This window comes from Marinifaba aquimaris, assembly GCF_013328345.1.
GTDB lineage: Bacteria > Pseudomonadota > Gammaproteobacteria > Enterobacterales > Alteromonadaceae > Marinifaba > Marinifaba aquimaris.
The window spans coordinates 45,988-67,986 of the sequence record NZ_JABULX010000020.1 but is presented as its reverse complement, the minus strand read 5'-3'; the positions used below and the strand labels follow the sequence as shown (position 1 = coordinate 67,986).

Genomic DNA, 21,999 nt, shown 5'->3' with positions numbered 1-21,999 from the left:
ACAATGACAGATAAAAAAGACATTGAAAACAAAGAAGATATTAAAGCACAGCGTTATAAAGAGCGTCAGCAAAAAGTAAAAGAGCGAATTGACGCTAAGATTGCGGCTGCTACTAAAGAGCAAGGCGTGTTTTTAGTGATAACCGGCAATGGTAAAGGTAAGTCGACATCTGGTTTTGGCATGGTGACCCGAGCAATTGGCCATGATAAAAAAGCGGCTGTCGTACAATTTATCAAAGGTAATTGGGATTGCGGTGAGCGTAACTTACTGCAAAAGCTTGAAGTGCCGTTTATTGTAATGGGGACTGGTTTTACTTGGGAAACCCAGGACAAAGAGCTCGATAGACAAGCTGCACAAGCCGCTTGGGTTGAAGCTAAAAAATTATTACAAGATGAATCGATTGATATGATCTTGTTTGACGAGATGACTTACATGATTAATTACGGTCATATTGATATCGATGAAGTGGTTGAAGCGATTGCTAATCGCCCTAAAATGCAGCATGTCATCATAACGGGCCGCGGTGCCCATAGAAAATTACTTGAAGCGGCTGATACGGTATCAGAAGTGCAATCGGTTAAACACGCATTTGAATCAGGCGTCAAAGCTCAGCTCGGGTTTGATTATTAAACCATAACTTATCCCTTATACCCTGTAGCAGCCCAGATTATTAATTTAGATTATCTGGGCTGTTGTTATTTCAATTAACTAAAATCGACAATATGAATCTACACATTCTCTTTATTAGCCTGTTAGCAATATTTAGCTTTAAAGTGCACGCAGATGACACACTTAATGCAAACCTAGCTGAAACGGACAGCTCAAATTTATTGGTCGATAACAAAAAATCATTGAGAATCATTGCTCTAGCGCCACATGTTGTTGAGAACCTCTATGCGATTGGGGCCGGCGATCTCATTGTTGCAACCACTTCGTATGCTAATTACCCAAAAGAGGCAAATGATATTCCGCGTATCGGCAATTATTCTCGAATTCAAATTGAGCAAGTATTAAGTTACGAACCCGATGTAGTAATTGCTTGGCATACCGGTAATCCACTTGATGACATCAAAAAAATAGAAAGTTTGGGGATTAAGGTTGTTTATTCTGACCCTAAAAAGCTTGAAGATGTCGCTAGTGAGCTGAGAAAATTTGGGCAGTTGACCGGGTTGGCTAAAACGGCTGAACAGGTGGCAATGACTTATACCACCAAGCTCAATCAGATTAAGCAGCAATACCAAGGTAAAAAACCGCTCGTTACTTTCTATGAGTTATGGTCGAGCCCACTTACGACTGCAACCAATGGCGCTTGGCCAGAACAAGCAATAAATGTTTGTGGTACTGAAAATATTTTTGCTGATGCAATTGGTGATTACCCTCAAGTTGGGCTTGAACAGGTGATCGCTTCTTCGCCACAAATTGTGATCCAACCAAAGTCGGAAACGCAAAACTATGTTGACCAAATTGATTGGTCAAAATGGACACAAATTCCTGCCGGAAAGTATAACTTAGTCATTCATCCTATATCAGATCTACTGCACAGAATGACACCTAGGTTTATAATAGGCCTCGAAAAATTATGTGCAGATATTGACCTAGCTCGAGAGAAGCTTGTTGTTATCGCCCAAGAAAAATAACAGCCATCACTGCACAACAAATATTAAGTGAACTAAGAAGGGGTTCTTAGTTCACTGGCATTATGCCAAACAATCGAGCTCATAGAGCCACACAAAGCAGGTGCGGTGTTTAATTTGCCCTAATTTAGACACTGTGAAACTGGGAAATAGGTGAAAAACCTATGCTGCCCCCGCAACGGTAATTTAGTTCCTTGTGCAACTAATAAGCCCGGAGACCGGCCTACTTTGCTACTAACAACCCAGATGCGGTGGGCATCTGCTTTGAGGAAATCATGAAAAAAACGACAATCACATTAGCCGCTGCTACGGCTATTAACGCTTTTACTTTATCTGCTGCTCAAGCCACGGAACAGGCTAACAATCAAGCTAATACAGAAAATGGAATTCCTTTAGAGCGCATCCTAGTTACTGCAAACCGTACTCAAGAAGACAGCTTCTTAGCGTTGTCATCACATGAAGTGATCACTGCTGCTGATATTGAGCGTTTACAACCTCAAAATATCACTGAGATATTAGATGATGTTGCAGGTGTATCTGTGGCTAGCCAAGGTGGCGGCGGTCAATCAAGCTCAGTATTTATGCGTGGTACTAACTCTAATCACGTGCTTATTTTAGTTGATGGTCAGCGTATTAGTTCTGGTACGTTAGGTACCGCTAACTATGCGGCTATTTCTCCTGCTCAAATCGAACGTATTGAAGTGGTTAAGGGGCCGCGTGCTGCACTTTGGGGTTCAGATGCCATTGGTGGTGTTATCCAAATCTTTACTAAGCAATACAAAGCAGGTGAGGGTGTGGTTTCAGCTACACTAGGTAGCAACGGTTACTGGCAAGCTCAAGCTGCTGTTGGTCTAGGCAACAGTGATCACAACGTCACCTTATCAGCGTCTGTTGAAGAGTCTGATGGATTTGATGTGCAAGATAGCGACGCGAAAAATGATGATGACGGTTATGATCGTCAAGCATTTGTATTAAATGCAAACAGCCAGTTAACCGATACATTCGCTTTAGGTTTTATCGCCAACTACTCGCAAGGTGGTGCTGAATATGATGCTTCACGTGCTGACGAAAATGAATTTGAAAACTATTCAACTAAGTTAATCACTACATATAACTCTGGCTATTTATTTGTAGAAGCAAGTGTTGGTCGTACTCAAGATCACTCTGAAGCGTTTGGTAATGGTCAAGCTAAAAAAGATGCAACCATCTATGAAACAGCAAGAGACAGTGCTTCTTTAATTGCAGATTATCAATTCAGCGAGGCGACAAGTGTCAGTGCAGGTGCAGATTGGTACAGTGAAGATATTTCTGAGTCAACGTCTTCATTCTCTGAAGAAGAAAGAGATACCGCTGCATTTTTCGTATCTGCACGTCACGATGTTAATAACTTCATGTTAGAAGCCGCTACCCGCTATGATGATGTTGACGGTATCGATTCAGAAACGACTTATAATGCATCATTAGGTTACCGTTTCGAAGATACTTGGGTTGTTAGCTTTAACCACGGTACAGGTTTTAAAGCCCCTTCATTTAACGACTTGTACTATCCTGAGCAATGGGGTTATCGCGGCAATCAAGATTTAATGCCAGAAACTTCTACAACTAATGAGATTTTAATCCGCAACGCATTAGATAATGCAGTACTTGAAGTTGCCATCTTCCAAACTGACGTTGAAAACTTAATTAGTTGGACAGGCCAAGTTGTTGAGGGTGATACCACTTGGACTCAACCAGTTAACGTTTCTGAAGCAGAGATGAAGGGTATTGAGTTAACGGCTCGTATTACTCAAGAAGATTGGACTTATCAAGCCTATGTCGCTTACATAAAGAGTGAAGATGCCAAAACAGGTGATGATCTTGCTCGTCGCCCTGAGTTAACGGCAAACTACTCAGTTAGTTATGCATTAGATGCTTTCACGTTTGATGCAAAATTGAGTTACCGTGATGACAGTATCAGTGAATACACTTGGTCAACAAATGAGCCAGTAGAAGTGGATTCATTCTGGACGTTAGATTTAGGTGTTAACTACTTAATTACGGATGATTGGAATGTATCTCTTCGTGGCTTTAATGTCAGTGATGAAGATACTATTACTGTGACGGGTTACAACGATGAAGGTGCAGCATTCCGTTTATCAACGCGTTATCAGTTCTAATTTGAGTGATTACTCAAACATTAAAAGCCTAACTTAGTGTTAGGCTTTTAATGTTTAATCGGTTAGCAGAAATTGTATTTATTTCGGTACGTTTTTAATAAAAAACACCTCATTTCCGCAAAATAAACAAGAATCAGAAACCCGACTGAAACATATTTTGGGGCTCTTTTTTCTTATTCAACTTAAGTTAACGCTTCTTAACTGCAGCTCGTTTTATGTTCATTTATACTTATTGCCATTGAATGAATGGGACGAAAACAACCAGAAGCAAAGCTGAGGTAAGTAAAAAACTTAATCATTTCAGCTGCTTGTTTCATAGCCTTTTGACGCGCCTTTCATTTTCTTTATGTGTCTTCGAGATTTGCCTGTTTTTTGTCAAACGCTTTATCCCTTAGTTCAAAAATGGATAAATTGAAGAAATAAACACAAAGCTTGTAAGACATATCTTTAAATTTGTGATCAATTTCACATTTCAGATTATTTGTGCTTCGATTAAGGGGTCGTTATGAAAAGGTGTTTATACAAGATGTTAAATACTAAAGCTTTTATGAGTGTTTTCTGGTTATTATCAGCCCTTGTTTTATTTGTTTCAATGAAATGGGTTGGTTTGGCATTATTCGGTATATTGGTTTTATCAGTGAATGTATTACGTGATATTAGCGATGATGTTGAAACTGAAATTGGCAATATGAATTATTCCGCTCGACCATAAATGCAGTAACTCATTTATCCATCCCAATAAGGCGCTCATTTAGCGCCTTGTTTTTTATTCGCAACTCGGTGTTTATTTATCCTGATAGGCGGTAACCCAAAATACGCCAACTTCTGCCCGTTCAACCACCACTTTCGTACCTTGGCTCAGTTTTTGTGCGCTTTTAACTTGCCAGTTAATACCTGAGTAGGCATAAGTAAAACCACCAGATTCATCAATGTCATCCCCTAAAATAAAAGTCATACCATCAAAGTCACTGGTTACTTTCCTATCATCTGTTTTTTCTTGCATGCGTTTTAGTGGTTGCCACAGCACAGCCGCTAAAATAGCGGTTAAAACAGCTGTGCTTAGTACAACCTGAATTAAGCTGTTTTCAATTACCCCGATTGCTAATAAGCCCCCTATGAGTAAAAGCGCTAAGCCAATAAAAAATAAAATGAATGTTGAAAAACCCAGCACCAAAATTTCAATACATAGCAGTACTAAACCTAATATAAATAAGGTTTCTGTCATATTTTCATTAAACCAATCCATTTTTACCTCTTTTAATTAGGCTTATTTTTCAAAGTTTCTAAAATAGTTGTCGCTTGGGCCACTAATGAGCCAGCCTCTGTTCCAGAGTCGGGTAGTAAAACAACTGATGATTCTTTAGCAATGGCTTGTTTTGCCGCAATAGCTTTAGTAGCAAGGTCTAGTTCTACGGCTTTTTGACCCTCAGAGGTCGCAGCCTTTTCACCAACCACTTGTAATGCTTGAGCTTGTGCATCGGCAACCGCTTTAATGGCTTCTGCTTCACCTTGAGCTCTTAATACTTGCTCTTGTTTTTCTGCTTCCGCGGCAAGTACTCGGGCTTGTTTTTCACCTTCAGCGACATTGATTTGCGCCTGCTTCTCGCCTTCAGACTCTAAAATTTTAGCGCGTCTTTCACGCTCAGCTTTCATTTGATATTCCATTGCGTTCATCACTGAGCTAGGAGGCGTGATGTCTTTTATCTCGTAACGCAGAACTTGAACGCCCCAAGACGCCGCTGCATCATTGATTGCAGCAACAATTTTCGCGTTTAAGCTATCTCGGTCTTCAAATGTTTTATCCAGCTCCAATTTACCCAGTTCAGAGCGCATGGTTGTTTGAGCCAATTGCGTTACGGCAAAGACATAATCATCTACGCCATAGGTTGCCTTGTATGGGTCCAGTACACGAAAGTATAAAACGCCATCAACAGAGAGTGAGATATTGTCTTTAGTAATGGCTGCTTGGCTTGGCACATCAACAGCTTGTTCTTTTAATGAGCGGTCTGCTGAGACGTGATCAATAAAAGGAACAATGAAGTTTAATCCTGCTTCAAGTGTAGTGTTGTATTTACCGAAGCGTTCGATGATCCAGGCTCTATTTTGTGGTACAAATTTAATACCCGATTTGAGGGTGATGACAACGATAGCAAAAAGTGCAAATTGCACAGTGAATAAGTAATTTAAAATAAATTCCATCATATTTCCTTTATTGTTTTATCCTGCTGATTGTTATTTGTACCATAAAAAAGCACTGATGTGCTTTCATTCTAGCCTTACTCGTTTTTTATTTATCGCGTTCGCCAATCAAGATGACATAGCCTTGTTTAATTAATAAAAATTATTTTCACCCCTTTTTTGATGTTACGTCGTTTTTTAAATGAAAAGACAATAAAAGGGGATAGCTATGGCAATTAATACATTCGAACAAGATTTAGTTTTATCAGTGGCTAATCAAAATGCATTTAACAACATTTTGCGTATCGGGGTTGCAGGTATAGCTGGCTTAGTGATTACTGGACTACTTTTTTTATTAATGCAAAAGCTGATTGCTCCTCAACATAAAGTCATTGTTGAACCACCCAAAGTGCCACCAATAGAAGTGGTGATGATTGAGCCTAAAGAGCACACTATTATCAAGCAACCGGTTAAACTTGAACCTCCGAAACCTGTAAAAGCGCCTGAAAAGCCTGTTAGCCAACCTTTGGAAAACACGGCAATTGATGTCAACGTTGCAGTAGATGTACCTAATATCAATTTACCAAATAGCACGACATCTATTAATACAGGGATACCGACTGAGGGGGATGCGAAACCGATCATTCGAATAGAACCTCAATATCCAATGGATGCTGCAAGAAAAGGTATAGAAGGCTGGGTTGAGTTAACTTTTTCTATTTTAGCTGATGGGCGCGTTGGCGATGTTCGAATTAAAAATGCTGAACCCAAACGAATTTTTGACAATGCGGCTAAAAAAGCGTTAAAACGCTGGAAATACAAAGCAAAAATTGAAAATGGTAAGGCTGTTATTCAGCAAGGGCTAAGTATTCGATTGGACTTCACCATGCAATAACCCAAATAACCAATATTTAGCTGAACCTAAGATAAGGAATGCCTATGATTTTGACCTTACTTAAAGGCTGGTTTACAGAAGATAAAACGCCTGAGCAAATAATGCTTGAATACAGCCAAACCGCGAAAGTGGAATTACTTGAAGTACTCATTAGCCAGTATTCCGATCCCTTGTATCGCTTTTTAGTGTGTCAGTGTGATGCAGAACTGGCTGCTGATGTGAGTCAATTAACTTGGATAAAGGTCATTGAAAAGCGTCATCTATATCGTCAACAGGGGCAATTTAAATACTGGTTGTTTAAGATGGCTCGGTGCCTATTAATTGACGAATTGAGAAAGCAAAAAGATCATATCGAGTTTGATGATGCGAAAAACTCAGTTGTTCAGAAAAATTGCCCGCAAGAAAAAAGTAGACAGCTAGGGCTGTTTATTGCGCAGTTACCCTTTTTACAAAAAGAAGCGCTGTGCTTACAGCAAGCAGGTTTTAGCATTAGTGAGATCAGTGAAATTTGCCAAACAAACGGTGAAACAATTAAAACACGATTGCGTTATGCCAGAGCGCAATTGAAAGAGAGTTGGGTGAATGAAAATGAGTAAGGACAATTTAGAGCAAGCTTTAACTGAGCACTTTGAGGCTCAAAAACAGCGTTTACCTGATAGTAATAAGCAACAGATCATCTCTGTAGCTAAGGATGCCTACCACAAGCAGAAAAAGGTTAATAAAGCCTATTTAAGACGCTCTGATTTTGCATTACTGAGTCTGCTATTTGTCGTATTTATTGGTTGGCAAACGTGGCAGTTTTTACCTCAAAATCATCAATTACCTAATGCTATTGTGGTTTATCAAAGCGAGATAAATCAAGGTGACGCATCGTCATCTGAACAAGCTATTATTGAGTCTGCTGTTGCTAAAAAGATGCGAGAAATAGCCCCACAGGCACCTTTAAAGTCAAGCTTAGAAATTAATCGAGCCCTTAAGCAGCAGCTTGAATATTTTGCATCTAAGCATATCCATACAAGTACCTATCAATCGCAAGTGCATCTTGCTTTATTGGCCAAGAGAGAAGGGAGTTGGTATATCGATTTTTGCCAACAAGGTCAGCTGGTCGCTAAGACACAATTACTTGAGAAAATTGATTATACCAAGCGAAGTGATTTTGAGCGTTTAATTAATAATGCTAAGCAAGGGCAACTTGCTGGTGTCGTTGTCGATGCCAATGGCGCAATCATGGCTATTCATACTCTTGACAGTGAAGTGCCCGCTCTTGTTCGTTGTAATTCTTGATTGAATATCGGCCTTAGCTAGATTAGTCTGGATGTATAAGTAGTTGTTATATAAAACAAAGGGAAAATAATGAAAAAAACAGCAATGCTTTTATCAAGTGCATTATTAAGTATGAATGTGGTGGCCTCTGATTTAACCGGTTCTTGGACATTAATGTCTGGTGAATATATTGATGGCCAAGGTCAGGTTACTAACTATCAAAAGAAAAAATTAGCTGCAACTAAGGTGCTTTCTGATGGTAACTTTAGTTTTATCACTGTCAGCCACCAGGGTGAAAAACCGTCATTTTGGGCTGCAGGAGCAGGCTCTTACACTGCAAAAAACGGTATTTATACTGAGACACCAGAAAAAGCCTCTTATCCACTAGAAGATGGTGGGGTTTATAAATTTCAGTACAAAGTTGAAGGTGATACTTGGACTAAAGAGCGCTTCAGAGACGGCAAACGCGTCGAATTAGAAGTATGGAAGCGTTTAGATTAATTTAAATATTAATATACATGGTACTAAGGCGACATTAAGTCGCCTTTTTTGTTGTTGATTTTTCACAAGATTGATGAGGTGTTGCCTTATCAAAAAATATGCTGATCTCGCCTAATGTCATACCGAATTTAATGAGTTTTGTTCGATTAAAAACATGAGCGTTGTTAAGTTGATACAACCAGTCATCAATGGCAAATTCATAATCAGCACTCTGACCCGAGTCGTCTTTGATTGGAATGGTTAGGTTGTATTGCCAGTGAAAGGCATTACCTTGCACTTTTCCATACGCATATTCAGGGACATCATTTGCCAACCCCCTGTATTGATATTGATCTCCTGCGGGTAATTTTTCTATCGTCCAAATACGATTTTGGCGCTCGCCATCGTTAAAGTAGAACTCTTCATCTAGGGTGCCGATCAAATTGCCATCGTTTTGTTGCCAGCTTGCGTTGATTTCAACGCAAAAATGCCGAGTGAGCTTATTTGAATAGTCTTGCACAATGCCATGAGCGATAATTTGCCCATCAAAGTAACGCTCTAATATAAACTTAGGGTGTTCGATTTCGTGGTCTTTAATACTACTGCTACAGCTTGCAATAAGAGGTAGCAAAAAGAGTAGAGGGCTTTTATTCATATTATATCCTTGAATATTGAGCGTTATTTTTTACCAATCAACGAACGTCTGAGTTCAGGACGGCTGGTTTTTTCTGAGAGCCAGATATCGATAAAAAACTGGCCGAAATCTGGGTCTTCAATTTGACCTATTTCTTGGCTATTGAGGTAAAAGATGCTCGTGTTGTTTTCTGTGATTAACAAGCTAAGCTGATCGCCTTCTTTGAGGTTGGGCCAAATGTTGGTAAGTGATGATGTCCATTGTTCCTTATTTGGATGCTTGAGGGATTGTTTGTCCCACTCTTCATGCGTTTTTTCAATTAAGTCTGCTGCTTTGACATCAATGTTGTAATTTATAGTGAATTTAAGCGGTCTTTGTCCTCGTTGGTATTGTCCATTGTGGGTAAATAGTTCTGAAGTATAAATAGACCAAAACATCAAGCTTAACTCAGCTTGTCCGACTGATCTGAATTGAGTTTGGCTACTGGCTAATACCGTTGTGTGAGTAGCGAATAAAAGTATAAGTAACGAAGCGCATCTACGCATTGGTTAGTCCTGTGGTTTTAAGCTGTTTAAATCGTAGTATTTAGTGTGTCCATAGATCAAATTGCCCACTCTCAACAATAACGGGAATAAAATAGCCCAAGTGAATGCAAGTGAGACGGTAAAGTGGATATTCGTATTTGCTAAGTCTGGATTGGAAAGGTTGATACCCATCGAATAACTGACAGGTCCAAAAATGGCGCCTAGCAAAGCGGCTATTTTTAGGTGGTTATCTAATGGCTTTAATACTCTGATCAATGTAGTTGCGAATGCTAGCCAAATAAACAATAGCCAGTTTGGGATAAAGAAAAAGCCTAAGCTTTGTTCTGGTAAAGGTAAAAGACCGAGCGCAATAAGCGAACCATCAACAAAACAGCCAATTAATCCTATGGCGAGCATGACAGTTAACTCGGTAAATTTTTTTATACTAAGCGCGAAGTGAAATAAAAAAACAATGAATAGCAATGATGTGATCTGATCTTGAAAGACAACCGCAGCGAACCATATGGTTTTAAACCATAGAAGGTTGAACCAGGGATTATTGTAGAAGGATATTAGCTTGAGCATTTTATAGCAGATCATTTTATTGCAACTGATTACTATTACGTTGTGCTTGGCGCTTTAGATTACAAAATCGCAGAAACTCAATTAAGATAAATAAGGTGTGTTTTGTTAGGTATTCGATATGAAAGTTAAATTGAATAGTCTTGGCTATGCTTTGAGGGCTATTTACTTAACGGTTTTATTACCAGCCTTAAATTGTGATGCGAGCAATTATAAGGTTTATCAATTTACCGAAAAAAACGGTGTCGTGTCTTTTAGCGACCGAGCACCAGAAGCCCGTCAATACACTGTGCTTCGTTTTGATTGTTATGCTTGCATCCCTGAATCTCAGATCAACTGGTACAAGATCCCACTTTTTCCCGATAAATATAACGAATACATTTTATCAGCCAGCAGAACTCACAGAGTAGAACCTGCTCTTATCAGGGCGGTCATCCATGCTGAATCTGCGTTTAGGCCAGGGGCTACGTCTAAAAAAGGTGCTGCTGGGCTAATGCAACTTATGCCGAAAACGGCAGACTCTCTAGGCGTTGATGACCCATACCATGTTGCAGAAAACATTAATGCGGGTACTGCTTATTTAGCTAAGTTATTGAAAAGGTTTAATAATAACACGGCTCTTGCAACTGCCGCTTACAATGCAGGGCCGACAGCTGTGAGCCGTTATGATGGTATTCCACCTTACAAAGAAACTAAAGCATATGTACGACGCGTCAATATTTTATTGAAACGTTATCGCAGACATGAGCTTATTCAGATATAAGACGATCTTATTGAATCTATAACAGATCTGACCAGTTGACTTTTTAGTAACTTGTTTCAATTGTTAATAATAAATTAACATAAGAAACATAGTTTAAAAAAAGCATCTTAGGCCTAGTTTTTTACCTACTGTTTATGATCGTAATAAATCTATTTTATTAAATTTATATTACTGTTTTTATTGGTAAATCTTATTAATATCCGATCTATTTTATGTGTGTAACATTTGGTTTACATAGACTTTTTTTTGAGCGATAAACCCCGCATTCATTACGTAGTTTCGTTTTTTTACATGGTTGATTTTAACCCTGACAAAGGTCTAAATTTCGACTGCTTGCTGTTGAGGTCCGTTAATTAAAAGCAACTTTGTTTAATTGAACTATGAACCCGTTGTAGCAATTTTGGACAAGCACTAAAAAAATAAAATGGCTAGAGGAACACACGAATGTCTACAATCACTAAATCAAAAATTGCCAAGCTGAATATTTTAGCATTGGCTATTGCTGGCATCACAAATAGCGCATGGGCTCAAGAGGAGACAACGCGTTATATTGTTAAAATGAAAGATTCAAACGTTTCACAATTTCAATTACAACAAGATGGCATGAACTTACTTGAAGCAAAATCGTTTATGCTTCAACAAACGGCTGATGCAGCAAACTTAGAAGTGGCAAGAGCACTACCACAAGTTAATGCAATGGCAGTAGAACTAACGCCAGCTCAACACGCAGAATTAAGTCAAAACGAAAACGTAGAATACATTGAAGTGGATCCAAAGCGTTATTTATACGCTGAATCGACGCCTTACGGGATCAACATGGTACAAGCGCTTCAGGTGCCTGATGCAGGTAGTGCAAATCGCAAAGTTTGTATTGTTGACTCGGGTTATAAACTAGACCACCCAGATTTATATTCATCAGGCGTAACGGGTTACGCAATGGCTGGTGCGGGTAATTGGTACGAAGATGGTAACAGTCACGGTACGCACGTAGCAGGTACCATTGCTGCAATCGGTGGTAATGGCCAAGGTGTTGTTGGTGTTAACCGCTCTGGTAACTTAGGCCTACACATTGTAAAAGTATTCAATGACCAAGGTACTTGGGCTTATGGTTCAGATTTAGCAGATGCGGTTAACCGCTGTGTTCAAGCTGGCAGTAACGTTATCAGTATGAGTTTAGGTGGTGGTGGTTCATCAACAACTGAACGCAACGCTTTCCAAAATGCACATAATGCTGGTGTTTTATCAATCGCTGCTGCGGGTAACGACGGTAACTCAAGTATTTCTTACCCTGCATCTTATGACATCGTTATGTCGGTAGCGGCAGTTGATTCAAGTGAAAATAAAGCGAGCTTCTCACAGTATAACCAGTACGTTGAAATTGCAGCACCAGGTGTAGGTGTTAACTCAACTTGGAATAACAATGGTTATAAATCAATTTCAGGTACGTCAATGGCAACACCACATGTTTCAGGTGTTGCGGCATTAGTTTGGGGTAACTTTCCAGAATGTTCTAACCAACAAATTCGTGATGCACTAAACAGCACTGCTAAAGATAAAGGCACGCCTGGTCGCGATAATTCATACGGCTACGGTATCGTACAAGCAAAAGCTGCGTACGATTATTTAGAAAACAGCAGCTGTGGTACAACGGGTAACATAGCACCTGTAGCTAAATTCAGCTATCAAGTGAATGGTAAGTCAGTATCGTTCAGTGACAGTTCAACTGATGATAAAGGTGTAGCAAGTCATGCATGGTCGTTTGGTGATGGTGCTTCATCTTCTAGTGCAAACCCAAGCCACACTTATTCGCAAGACGGTACTTACACAGTTAGCTTAACGGTTAAAGATGCTGAAGGTTTAGCGAACACATCTAGCCAGCAAGTTGTGATTTCAACAGATGTAATTGAACCGCCTAAAGGCTGTGACGGTTTAGAGCCTTGGTCTGTATCTACTTCTTACGGTTTTGGTGATCTAGTATCTTACAAAAACTACAAGTTTGAGGCGATTTGGTGGTCAACAGGCGCACAACCTGATGTATTCTCAAATGTTTGGAAACGCGTTTCTGAATGCACAGGCGGTGACAACGGTGGTGGTGACACTAACCAGGCACCTGTTTCTGATTTCAGCTACACAGCAAGTGATTTAACAGTTAGCTTCAACCAAAATGCGTCAGATGACAAAGGTGTAGTCGCTTACAGCTGGAACTTCGGTGACGGTGCAAGCTCAATTTCTGCTAACCCTTCACACACTTATGCTGCTGATGGTAGCTACAACGTGACACTAGTTGTTGAAGATGCTGAAGGTCTAACATCAAGTAAATCAATGCAAGTAACGGTATCTGCTGGTAACACTGGTGGCGGTGATTGCGGTGCTGTTGCGGCATGGTCTGCAAGCAGTACATACCTAAAAGGTGACCAAGCTCAGCAAAACGGTAAAGTTTATGAGGCAAACTGGTGGACACGTAACCAAAGCCCTGCTGAAAACTCAGGTCGTTGGTCAGTATGGACAGAAGTAAAAACTTGTCAGTAATATTTTTATAATACTGTTGTAGTGAAAGCCCTGATAAATCAATTTATCAGGGCTTTTTTATTTGTATAGCAAAGGTTTTTTGCCTATCTTATATCTCTATATGTGATAAAAATAACAGGCGGTATATGTCATCTAATCAAACGTCCTCACCAGCAGTACCTACCATGTTTATTCAATTAGCGTTGGGTAGTTTTGTAATTTCATTTATTTTCTTTTTAATCATTTATTTATCTACAGATATGATCACCAGTGGCTGGTATTTCTTTTTCTTTTCTGTGATAGCCTCTTTAGCCACAGCTTCAACATTTTTTATTATTCAAAAGCTGACTCAACCAGGTGTCAGTACATCTGCAGTATCTTCTGAAAATCAAATCGACTTGTATACTCGTTTGCCGAATGATTCATCTTTTTCCAGTGGCTTTAATAAGCTGATGGATAATGTTTTAGGCTCTTTGCGCAGAGTACAGCGAGAAATAGAATCTCAATGTAATGAAGAAAAAGAACTGGAGCAAATGACAGCCCAGTTAATCAGAGATGCTGATGAGCAAAATAAGCATACCTCGAACACGGTACGCTCTATAAAAGAGATCACTACTCAAATTCATCAGGTTGCAGAAGATGCCGCGAACGTAAATCAGCAGGTGGAAGAAGCGCATCAGATATCGATATCAAGTGCGGATGTGGTGCAAAAAGCTTCACAAGAAATTAATACCACGGCTGAAAATATGTCTGAGTTGGCAGCAACTATGTCCGGGTTAGAAAAAACAACCGAAAAAATTGCACATATTGCCACTGAGGTTAAGTCGATTGCCGATCAAACTAATTTACTCGCACTAAATGCTGCAATTGAGGCTGCCCGTGCAGGTGAGCAAGGCCGTGGCTTTTCAGTGGTTGCAGATGAGGTGAGAAGTTTGGCATCTCGTACAACGGATGCCACATTAGAAATTAGTGAACTGATTAATTTAGTTACCACACAAACGCATAAGGCGGTTTCATCGCTTGACCAAACCCATCACGAAGTCGTATCTGGTGCTGAACAAGCCCAGTTAGCGCGGGAAAAAATGCTTGCTGTTGGCGAGAAGATGCACACAGTTGTTGGTTTAGTTTCAGCTATTGCCGATGCAACAAGCCATCAAATGCAAGCCAGTGAAGGGATTGCTAAGTCTTCTGAGAAGCTAGATGTGATGAGTCTTGCGAATCGCAAAGCGCTTGAATTAAACATTCGTGAAATTCAAACCGTTCAGGTAAGAACGGCTCGGTTAAAAGAAATTACTCAAGACTTACCGTTATCTGATATTAATGTACTTCACGGTTGGACCTCTGGTGGTGATGCGAGGGCAATTGCTGAAATCAAAGCTAAGCTCATTGCCAAGGGGCATCATTGGTATGATGCTAAAGCCTGCAATGACATTATTGCTGAGACGAATAGGGCAATTAGAGCAAAGCAAGCACCCACTGCAGCGGCTATTGCTGGTATTAAAGTGAGAAACTGGGCAGGTAAAAATGTACTGGCAGATTTATCTCAATTAGCACAAAAGCAAGCTTGGAAAAAAGCACTACCTAAGCAACTTGCTGAAATGGCCACGGTTGATGGAAAGTTAAGCGCAGCGATTGTCAGTGTGGCACGATGCAATATTTGTTGGATAAATGCCGATCTAGTTAAATTAGTAGGCTTTAATGCTGCACCTAATACATGGGACGATTTCTTTAAATTATGTGATGCCTTAATGGATAGAGGCATCACACCTATCGCTCATAGTGAAGAGCCTTGGCAGATTGCCACTGTATTTGAATCAGTAGCATTAGCTGTTGGCGGAGCAACATGGTATCAAAAAGCCTTTAGTCAGCTCGATAGAAGTGCTTTGACTAGCAGTGAAATGATTAAAGTACTGAAGATTTTCAAACGGTTAAAAGACTATTGCTCTGTTGATACAGTTGGCCGTGATTTTACGCTTGTCAGTGCCGATATTGTTAATCGCAAAGCGGCGATTCAGATTATGGGGGACTGGGCTAAAGGTGAATTGGATGCTGGTGGTATGCAAATCGATAAAGATTACTATTACTGGCCACTACCTAACCAAAATAACGAATTTAGTTATGCTGCGGATACTTTCTTGATGTTTAAACAGCAAGAAGGTGATCGTATCAAAGCTCAATCAGCCCTCGCTGAAATACTCATGAGTAAAGATGGGCAAGCTGCTTATAACAAGCAAAAGGGCAGTTTACCTTCACGCTTGGATTGTGATGTTAGTCAATTTGATGGCTATGGTAAATCAACGCACAAAGCATTTAGCGAGGCTGCTAATAAATCAACTCTTGTGCCGTCTTGGGTTCATAACATGGCACTTGAAGATAAGCAGAAGAATGCCTTCATCGACGCTGTGTTTGCCATTTGGCAGAGTAATGAAGCACCAGAATCAGTGGTTAACCGCTTTGCTAAACATTTAGTTTAACTTTTATCAGAGGCTTACCTAGATTCGGTAAGCCTCTGCTTCAATTGAAATGACTCGGCTGTTTTCTAACACCAACTCGCCTTTGACTTTATCCTCTCCATTACCACTGAATTCAAATAGGTAAGTACTTTGCCAATAAAGTAAGCTCTTTCCGAAGAACTTAAGTTGGGTTTTGATTCGCGCACATGCGATGTATTGAACTTGGTTTTGTTTACAATAGTGTTTAGCTGAAGCTACTGCAATTTCAGCTTGCTGCCTTAAACGCCAAAATTGTGCTACTACAGCTAATACAATTGCAAACGTTAGAATATCAGTGAGTTGCATGATCAGCCTGTACCATTTTTGTTAATGCGATACGGGTTTTAGGCAACTTGTTCGCATCTCTTAGTAATGGGAAAACACGTGTTCTTAAACAAGGTATTGCGACAATATCCGCAAATAAAGCATTAAACACATAATGTTGTGGATGGCTAGCAATATGCTCTAACAATAAAAGCAACATATCTTCATCATCAAAGGCTAACCACAAGCGTGCTGTTAAGACTGAAAGCACATCAGGTGATAAGCCAAATTCATGCTTAAATAACGCGCTGATAAAATCTCTTACTTCACTGTCTGCTGCGCAGCTAGAAAGTGTTCGAAGGCAAGTAATAAGTTCTGTTGATTGTCTGTTAAAAGCATCGACATCATCAATGTCTCTAGGTGTTGCTAAAATAGTTGCCGCTTTTTTTACTAATCTACGCATTAATGCGCGTGAAATGGAGTTGTGTTCGATAATAGCTGCCAGTTCTGATTGTAATTGATGAGGCAAATCGAAATAACAAGCTTCGAGCTTTTGTCTGTTAGATGGGTTATCGAGCTGGGCACAAAAATCAGCTAAGCCTTGCACTGTCAATTGGCGCCAATCTTGGTCGTTAGGTTGTTCGAAAAATTGCACACAATCTTGATACGCTTTACTCATCGGCTGAACAAAGAAGCGTTTTAGCTTAGCGTTTAAAATCGCCAGTTTTTTCTCATCTGGTGCTTTGATATACGGATTGTCAGGCAAGCTTTGTTGCTCACCATTTTCATCAACTTGAGCAAATTGCTGGCCTAATGCTTCGGTGATAATTGATAAAAAGTGATTACGAGTGCCTAAATTTAATAAGCCCTCTTCATCCAGCGCAAGATTTAAAAACCAAATAAATGGGTTGTGTTTGTTCTCTTTAGTCCAATAAATTAATGCAAAGCGGGCACTCTGTTGGATAGGATAAGGGTAAGCCAGTTGTGCTTGTTCAAACTGTTCAAAACTCTGGTTGTCAATTTCCTGTACTCGGCGACCAATATCAAATACTTTGTATTCGCAGTCGCTGATAGCCAACATTTCATAAATAGTATTAATGTGTTCTGGTTGAGACATCTTTAAGTTTAATTCTTGCTTCGAGTTAAGCGTGATTATATCTATAAATCAGGTATAGTGGGGCAGTTATTTTGTAGAACAATAAGAAGAAATCCGTTATGCAGAAACTTTCACCAGAAATACTTGCTAAATTGCTCGATAAACTTGAACAAGTCATGAAAGAAATTGGCTTATGGCAAGATAGCCCACCTGAACCCAAAGCGTTTATGAGTGAAGCACCATTTTGTGTTGATACGATGAGCTACGAGCAGTGGCTTCAATGGATTTTTATCGCCAAACTTCGTTTTTGTATTGAAGAAAACGTCGAATTACCGGTAGAGATGAGTATAGTCCCAATGGCTGAGGAAGCGTATAAAGGCAGCTTAGAAGAAAAAGCACCTTTATTGGAAGTACTTGACGATTTAGACAAGCTATTTGTCAATGTGGATAAAGCTAATTAGTCGTGTCTGAACCTTTAGAAATTATTTACCAAGACGAAGATTTAGTCGCGGTAAATAAACCTTCTGGCCTTTTAGTGCACAGGTCGATGATTGATAGGCATGAAACCGAATTTGCACTGCAAAAAGTCAGAGACCAAATTGGTCAATACGTCTATCCAATTCACAGGTTGGATAGGCCCACTTCAGGTGTACTTGTTATGGGGTTATCGAGCGAAAACGCTCGTACCATGTCTCAGGCGATTGCAGAGCACAAAGTACAAAAGCACTATATTGCCCTTTGCCGCGGATTTATGCCGCAATCTGGGGTGATTGATTACCCGTTAACTGAACAGCTCGATAAAATTGCAGATAAAGATGCTAGCAAAGTACCTGAACCCAAAGATGCGGTGACGGCGTTTGAGCGAATAGCAACTGCAACAATCGACGTTGAGATTAACCGCTATCCAGAGTCTCGGTTTAGTTTGGTCCACCTAGAACCTAAGCATGGCCGCAAGCATCAAATTAGAAGACACTTAGCTCACTTACGTCATCCAATTATGTACGATGTTAACTATGGTGATAATAAGTACAATCGTTATTTCAAAAATACTGACGACACCTGCAGGTTGGCTTTACACGCCCTGAAAATGGAAATTCCTCACCCGAGAACGGGGGCGTTGCTATCATTTAAAGCTAACTTTGATAAAAGCTATAAAACCATGTTAGAAATAGCGGGTTTTAATCCTGAAATATTAAATAATTTATAAGAGACACTCATGAGTAAAATTGCCGTGTTGGTAGGCTCTGTCTACGGAGCAGCTGAAGAATTAGCTGAACATGCTATCAGTGAATTATCGAATAAAGGCCTTGAATGCGAGCTTTTCAATGACGCGGGGTTAGCGTCTGTCAAGGATTTTAACGCAGATGCTTGGCTTATAATTACATCAACTACTGGTCAAGGAGATGTTCCACCTAACTTAGTGGATACGTACCAAGCGTTGAAGGATGAGTTTCCAAATTTAAGCCAGTTGAAGTATGGTATTATCGCAATGGGCGATTCGAGTTATCATGATAGCTTTTGTGGGGCTGGTAAGCAGTTTGATGCGCTGATGAAAGAACTGATGGCAACGTCATTACAAGAGAAGCTTGAAATTGATGCCTGTGAAACGATGGAACCGGTTGAGTATTCAGCTAACTGGTTAAACGATTTTATTGCAGATTGCTAATTTAATAACAACTATATAAGCACTATTTGTAGCGAATGTTTTACTGATATTCGCTCAGTTTTAAAGGGAATGAAAAATGAACAAATACGGTAAATCTCTGATTGCAGCTACTTTGCTGAGTAGTATTTTAGCTTGCGGAGAAAAAAGTTTCGAAGAGCATTTATCAGCCGCTAAAAATCATTTAGCGGGGAATGAAATTAAAGCTGCTGAAATTGAACTCAAAAATGCGATCAGAAAAAACAATCGCGACTTTGAAGCTAGAACTTTACTGGCCAAGCTATATTATGAGCAAGGCTTTATGGCAAGAGCCGAAAAAGAGTTTAAAGCTGCTTATAACCTTTCACCAAACGATCAAACCGTTATCGATTATTTAGTTCGTTCTCACTATTTAGCGCAAAATTACAGTGCATTAATTCAGTTACAAGAAATTCATCCTGAAAATCGTCTTGCTCAGTATTATTCTGCAGTGATTGATTTAAAAGAGTTTCGTCTACAAGAGGCTATTGACCGCTTTACTAAGTTATCTGAAACGATGCCAGATGAATACTCTTTGCTTTCACAAGCTTACCTAGCAATTGAAAAAACAGAGTTCGCTGAAGCTGAAAAACGTGTGTTAACCGTGTTGTCTGATAACCCTAATAATATCGACGCTTTATTACTTAAAGGTCAGTTAGGTGTTCTACCAGAAAAGCAATCATTAGCCATTGAGGCATATACCGTTCTTAGAGATAGCTATCCAAAGTATGTGCCCTTTACAATGTACTTAGCTTCAAGTTTGGTTAAAGACCAAGACTTTTCTCAAGCTGAGCCCCTTATCGATAGTTTAGTGAAGACAAACCCCAATAATGCTTTGGTTAATCAGTTATACGCACAGGTGTTATTTAGAAAATCTGAGTTTGAAGATGCAAAACGCTTCTCAGAAAAAGCAATTCACAGCGGCTTAGACTCTCACTTAAACCGAATTACAGCGGGTATTAGTAGTTACAAAGTCAGTAACTTTGAACAAGCGTATAAACACTTAATGAATGTACATACGGTTATCAAACCGGATCATGTTATCAATAATATCTTAATCGATTTACAAATGCGCCTAGGCTATGAAGATGAGGCCATGGTGAGTATTAATCGCTTGAGTGAAGCCGGTCAACTTGATTCATCTTTCCTACTTGATGCTAGTAATCAGATGTTAGCTTCAGGTGAGACTGACAAAGCAAAGGCACTATTTGATAGTGCACAGTTACTTTCTCAAAACAGTAGTGCTGACTTATTTAAGCAAGCCGTTATTCAACTAAAAATGAATGAGGGTGAAGCGGGCATCGCTTCGCTAGAGAAACTACTCGAGCAAGATGCAGACTTTAGTGCCGCGGAAGAAATTCTTGCTGCAAGTTACCTAGCTAAATCTGATTTTAATGCTGCTCTAGGTATTGCTAATAAATGGCAAAGCGGAGATAAATTGGTTAAAGGCCTTTTACTCGAAGCTTCTATCATGATGCGTCAGGATAAGTTAGAAAAAGCTAAAGAGTTGAGTGCTAAAGTATTAGAGTCTGAGCCTGATAATTTATCAGCAAAATTAAAAATTGCCCTGGTCGAATTTAAAAAGTCTAATTTTGATGCAGCTTTTAAACTATTCACTGAAGCGTTAAAAATAAGTCCTGCTCAAAAGACTGCTCTTAGCCATGTTGTAGATATATCAGCTCAAGATAAGCGCTATAAAGACCAAGTATTTGCTATTTTAACTGAAGAAAAATTTAGTAACTCAGTTCCTCATCAACAAGCATTGAGTACTTTTTATCTTGCTCATGGAGAAAAAGCTAAAGCTATTTCGGTAATGGAAAAGCTAAGTCAGGCGGACAATGCACCTGATCACATCCAATACAGCTTGTCTGCACTTTACTATCGCAATGGAGATTATCAAAAAGCGATAGATTTACTTGAAACGTATCTGACTAAATACAGTAGAAACTTAGCTGCCACTAAAGATCTATTAGTCCTTTATCAACTAACAGGCCAATTTAATGAGGCGTTAGCGCAAGTTAATCGCACCTTGAGAACGTTCCCGCAAAATGTAGGTTTGAGACTTCATCGCACTTATTTCCAGGCAATGATAGGTGAGGAGGCTTTTAAAGATGACGTTGCATTCTTGAACAAGCAATCTGCTTTATTAAACAGTGATTTATATCACAGAACGATGGGGATGATTCATTCAAATGATGATAACCCAACATCTGCCATGCTTTCGTTCTCTAAGGCATATGAAATTGCGCCAACAAAAGTAAATACCATCAACTATGCCAAACTCTCTATTCGTCAAGGAATCGAGCTACAAGCGATAGAAGTACTAGATACTTATTATCAAAAAGATCAGAGCTCGGTTCAGATTAATTCGCTTCTAGCTGATGCAAATTACAGACAAGGCAACACTGATGTTGCTAAAAAGCTCTATCAAGAATTAATTAAAATGAGCTCTCGTCACTTTGTCGCTTACAATAATTTAGCTTCAATTAACCTAGAAGATGGCGACGCTAAGCAAGCTTTAGATTATGCCGTCAAGGCAACTGAGTTGAATGCAAAAAATCCATACCTACTGGATACATATGCTAAAGCACTGTTGGCTAATGGCAAAGTAGAGCAAGGCTTGAAAGCTTATGATAAAGCATTGGCGATTGCGCCTAATAATTTTTCAATTAGTGTTAATAAAGTAAAATCTCTATTAGAACTTAATCGAAAAAATGAAGCGGTTGCTGTAGTTGAAGCTTTTGATAAGCCTACTAATGAGCAAAAAGCTGAATTTGATAAGCTATTAAAGCAGATTTAAGCTTTTAACTTGATTGAGGCTGACTTTGTTGTTGGCCTTAATCTTTTAT

22 protein-coding genes and 1 riboswitch are annotated in these 21,999 nt (G+C 39.5%); of the genes, 15 read left to right on the top strand and 7 right to left on the bottom strand.

What is annotated here, in order from left to right; all coding sequences use genetic code 11:
• The first annotated feature begins 3 nt into the window (after window positions 1–3).
• From cobO to HR060_RS12945, 4 genes are all read left to right on the top strand, one after another.
• On the top strand, window positions 4–630 hold the full coding sequence (gene cobO, locus HR060_RS12960) for a cob(I)yrinic acid a,c-diamide adenosyltransferase (protein ID WP_174200719.1): 627 nt from the start codon (window positions 4–6) through the stop codon (window positions 628–630).
• 143 nt (window positions 631–773) lie between these two features.
• Entirely contained in the window at window positions 774–1,637 is an 864-nt protein-coding gene (locus tag HR060_RS12955) for a helical backbone metal receptor (RefSeq protein ID WP_174200718.1), read from the top strand.
• A gap of 81 nt (window positions 1,638–1,718) precedes the next feature.
• Window positions 1,719–1,875, top strand: a riboswitch (cobalamin riboswitch).
• Window positions 1,876–1,909: 34 nt separating this feature from the next.
• Window positions 1,910–3,790, top strand: a complete 1,881-nt coding sequence (locus HR060_RS12950; protein ID WP_174200717.1) for a TonB-dependent receptor domain-containing protein — start codon at window positions 1,910–1,912, stop codon at window positions 3,788–3,790.
• Window positions 3,791–4,316: 526 nt separating this feature from the next.
• Entirely contained in the window at window positions 4,317–4,502 is a 186-nt protein-coding gene (locus HR060_RS12945) for a hypothetical protein (RefSeq protein ID WP_174200716.1), read from the top strand.
• A gap of 72 nt (window positions 4,503–4,574) precedes the next feature.
• On the opposite strand, the gene HR060_RS12940 is transcribed toward HR060_RS12945, so the two are convergent.
• Both HR060_RS12940 and HR060_RS12935 read right to left on the bottom strand, forming a co-directional pair.
• Window positions 4,575–5,036, bottom strand: a complete 462-nt coding sequence (locus HR060_RS12940; protein ID WP_174200715.1) for an NfeD family protein — start codon at window positions 5,034–5,036, stop codon at window positions 4,575–4,577.
• Between the two features lie 11 nt (window positions 5,037–5,047).
• A complete protein-coding gene (locus HR060_RS12935; RefSeq protein WP_174200736.1) occupies window positions 5,048–5,989 on the bottom strand; it encodes an SPFH domain-containing protein in 942 nt (313 codons plus the stop codon).
• 208 nt (window positions 5,990–6,197) lie between these two features.
• Between HR060_RS12935 and HR060_RS12930 the strand changes: the two genes are divergently transcribed.
• The 4 genes from HR060_RS12930 (at window position 6,198) to HR060_RS12915 (ending at window position 8,627) form a co-directional block, all read left to right on the top strand.
• The gene (locus tag HR060_RS12930; RefSeq protein ID WP_174200714.1) at window positions 6,198–6,863 is read left to right on the top strand and encodes a TonB family protein; all 666 of its coding nucleotides are present in this window, start codon (window positions 6,198–6,200) and stop codon (window positions 6,861–6,863) included.
• A 44-nt stretch (window positions 6,864–6,907) separates the two neighbouring features.
• Entirely contained in the window at window positions 6,908–7,459 is a 552-nt protein-coding gene (locus HR060_RS12925) for a sigma-70 family RNA polymerase sigma factor (RefSeq protein WP_174200713.1), read from the top strand.
• Window positions 7,452–8,147 (top strand): hypothetical protein, encoded by a 696-nt coding sequence (locus HR060_RS12920; protein ID WP_174200712.1) that lies wholly within the window; start codon window positions 7,452–7,454, stop codon window positions 8,145–8,147. The genes HR060_RS12925 and HR060_RS12920 overlap by 8 nt, the downstream gene beginning before the upstream one ends.
• 69 nt (window positions 8,148–8,216) lie before the next feature.
• Entirely contained in the window at window positions 8,217–8,627 is a 411-nt protein-coding gene (locus HR060_RS12915) for a hypothetical protein (RefSeq protein ID WP_174200711.1), read from the top strand.
• Window positions 8,628–8,661: 34 nt separating this feature from the next.
• Here HR060_RS12915 and HR060_RS12910 read toward each other — a convergent pair whose 3' ends face one another.
• The 3 genes from HR060_RS12910 to HR060_RS12900 are packed head-to-tail and all read right to left on the bottom strand — an operon-like array spanning window position 8,662 to window position 10,349.
• Window positions 8,662–9,261: a DUF3833 family protein gene (locus tag HR060_RS12910; protein WP_174200710.1), complete on the bottom strand. Its 600-nt coding sequence runs from the start codon at window positions 9,259–9,261 to the stop codon at window positions 8,662–8,664.
• Between the two features lie 23 nt (window positions 9,262–9,284).
• Complete coding sequence (locus HR060_RS12905) at window positions 9,285–9,785, bottom strand: chalcone isomerase family protein (RefSeq protein WP_174200709.1); 501 nt, start codon at window positions 9,783–9,785, stop codon at window positions 9,285–9,287.
• 3 nt (window positions 9,786–9,788) lie between these two features.
• Complete coding sequence (locus HR060_RS12900) at window positions 9,789–10,349, bottom strand: DUF2878 domain-containing protein (protein ID WP_246283168.1); 561 nt, start codon at window positions 10,347–10,349, stop codon at window positions 9,789–9,791.
• Window positions 10,350–10,467: 118 nt separating this feature from the next.
• Here HR060_RS12900 and HR060_RS12895 point away from each other — a divergent pair, with 118 nt between their 5' ends.
• The 3 genes from HR060_RS12895 (at window position 10,468) to HR060_RS12885 (ending at window position 16,091) form a co-directional block, all read left to right on the top strand.
• On the top strand, window positions 10,468–11,109 hold the full coding sequence (locus HR060_RS12895; protein WP_174200707.1) for a lytic transglycosylase domain-containing protein: 642 nt from the start codon (window positions 10,468–10,470) through the stop codon (window positions 11,107–11,109).
• 444 nt (window positions 11,110–11,553) lie between these two features.
• Window positions 11,554–13,638, top strand: a complete 2,085-nt coding sequence (locus HR060_RS12890; RefSeq protein ID WP_174200706.1) for a S8 family serine peptidase — start codon at window positions 11,554–11,556, stop codon at window positions 13,636–13,638.
• A 125-nt stretch (window positions 13,639–13,763) separates the two neighbouring features.
• On the top strand, window positions 13,764–16,091 hold the full coding sequence (locus HR060_RS12885; protein ID WP_174200705.1) for an extracellular solute-binding protein: 2,328 nt from the start codon (window positions 13,764–13,766) through the stop codon (window positions 16,089–16,091).
• Between the two features lie 18 nt (window positions 16,092–16,109).
• On the opposite strand, the gene HR060_RS12880 is transcribed toward HR060_RS12885, so the two are convergent.
• Together HR060_RS12880 and HR060_RS12875 are read right to left on the bottom strand one after the other, a co-directional pair.
• The gene (locus tag HR060_RS12880) at window positions 16,110–16,415 is read right to left on the bottom strand and encodes a DUF3301 domain-containing protein (RefSeq protein WP_217434928.1); all 306 of its coding nucleotides are present in this window, start codon (window positions 16,413–16,415) and stop codon (window positions 16,110–16,112) included.
• Window positions 16,402–17,490 carry a DUF3549 family protein gene (locus HR060_RS12875; RefSeq protein ID WP_174200704.1) on the bottom strand — a complete coding sequence of 363 codons (1,089 nt, stop codon included), beginning with the start codon at window positions 17,488–17,490 and terminating at the stop codon, window positions 16,402–16,404. Before HR060_RS12875 ends, HR060_RS12880 begins: the two co-directional genes overlap by 14 nt.
• Window positions 17,491–17,588: 98 nt before the next feature.
• Between HR060_RS12875 and HR060_RS12870 the strand changes: the two genes are divergently transcribed.
• The 4 genes from HR060_RS12870 (at window position 17,589) to prsT (ending at window position 21,950) form a co-directional block, all read left to right on the top strand.
• On the top strand, window positions 17,589–17,930 hold the full coding sequence (locus tag HR060_RS12870) for a YqcC family protein (RefSeq protein WP_174200703.1): 342 nt from the start codon (window positions 17,589–17,591) through the stop codon (window positions 17,928–17,930).
• Window positions 17,931–17,932: 2 nt separating this feature from the next.
• The gene (truC, locus tag HR060_RS12865; protein WP_174200702.1) at window positions 17,933–18,676 is read left to right on the top strand and encodes a tRNA pseudouridine(65) synthase TruC; all 744 of its coding nucleotides are present in this window, start codon (window positions 17,933–17,935) and stop codon (window positions 18,674–18,676) included.
• A 9-nt stretch (window positions 18,677–18,685) separates the two neighbouring features.
• Window positions 18,686–19,135: a flavodoxin gene (locus HR060_RS12860; protein WP_174200701.1), complete on the top strand. Its 450-nt coding sequence runs from the start codon at window positions 18,686–18,688 to the stop codon at window positions 19,133–19,135.
• A gap of 76 nt (window positions 19,136–19,211) precedes the next feature.
• Window positions 19,212–21,950, top strand: a complete 2,739-nt coding sequence (gene prsT / locus HR060_RS12855) for an XrtA/PEP-CTERM system TPR-repeat protein PrsT (protein ID WP_174200700.1) — start codon at window positions 19,212–19,214, stop codon at window positions 21,948–21,950.
• Window positions 21,951–21,999: the final 49 nt, after the last annotated feature.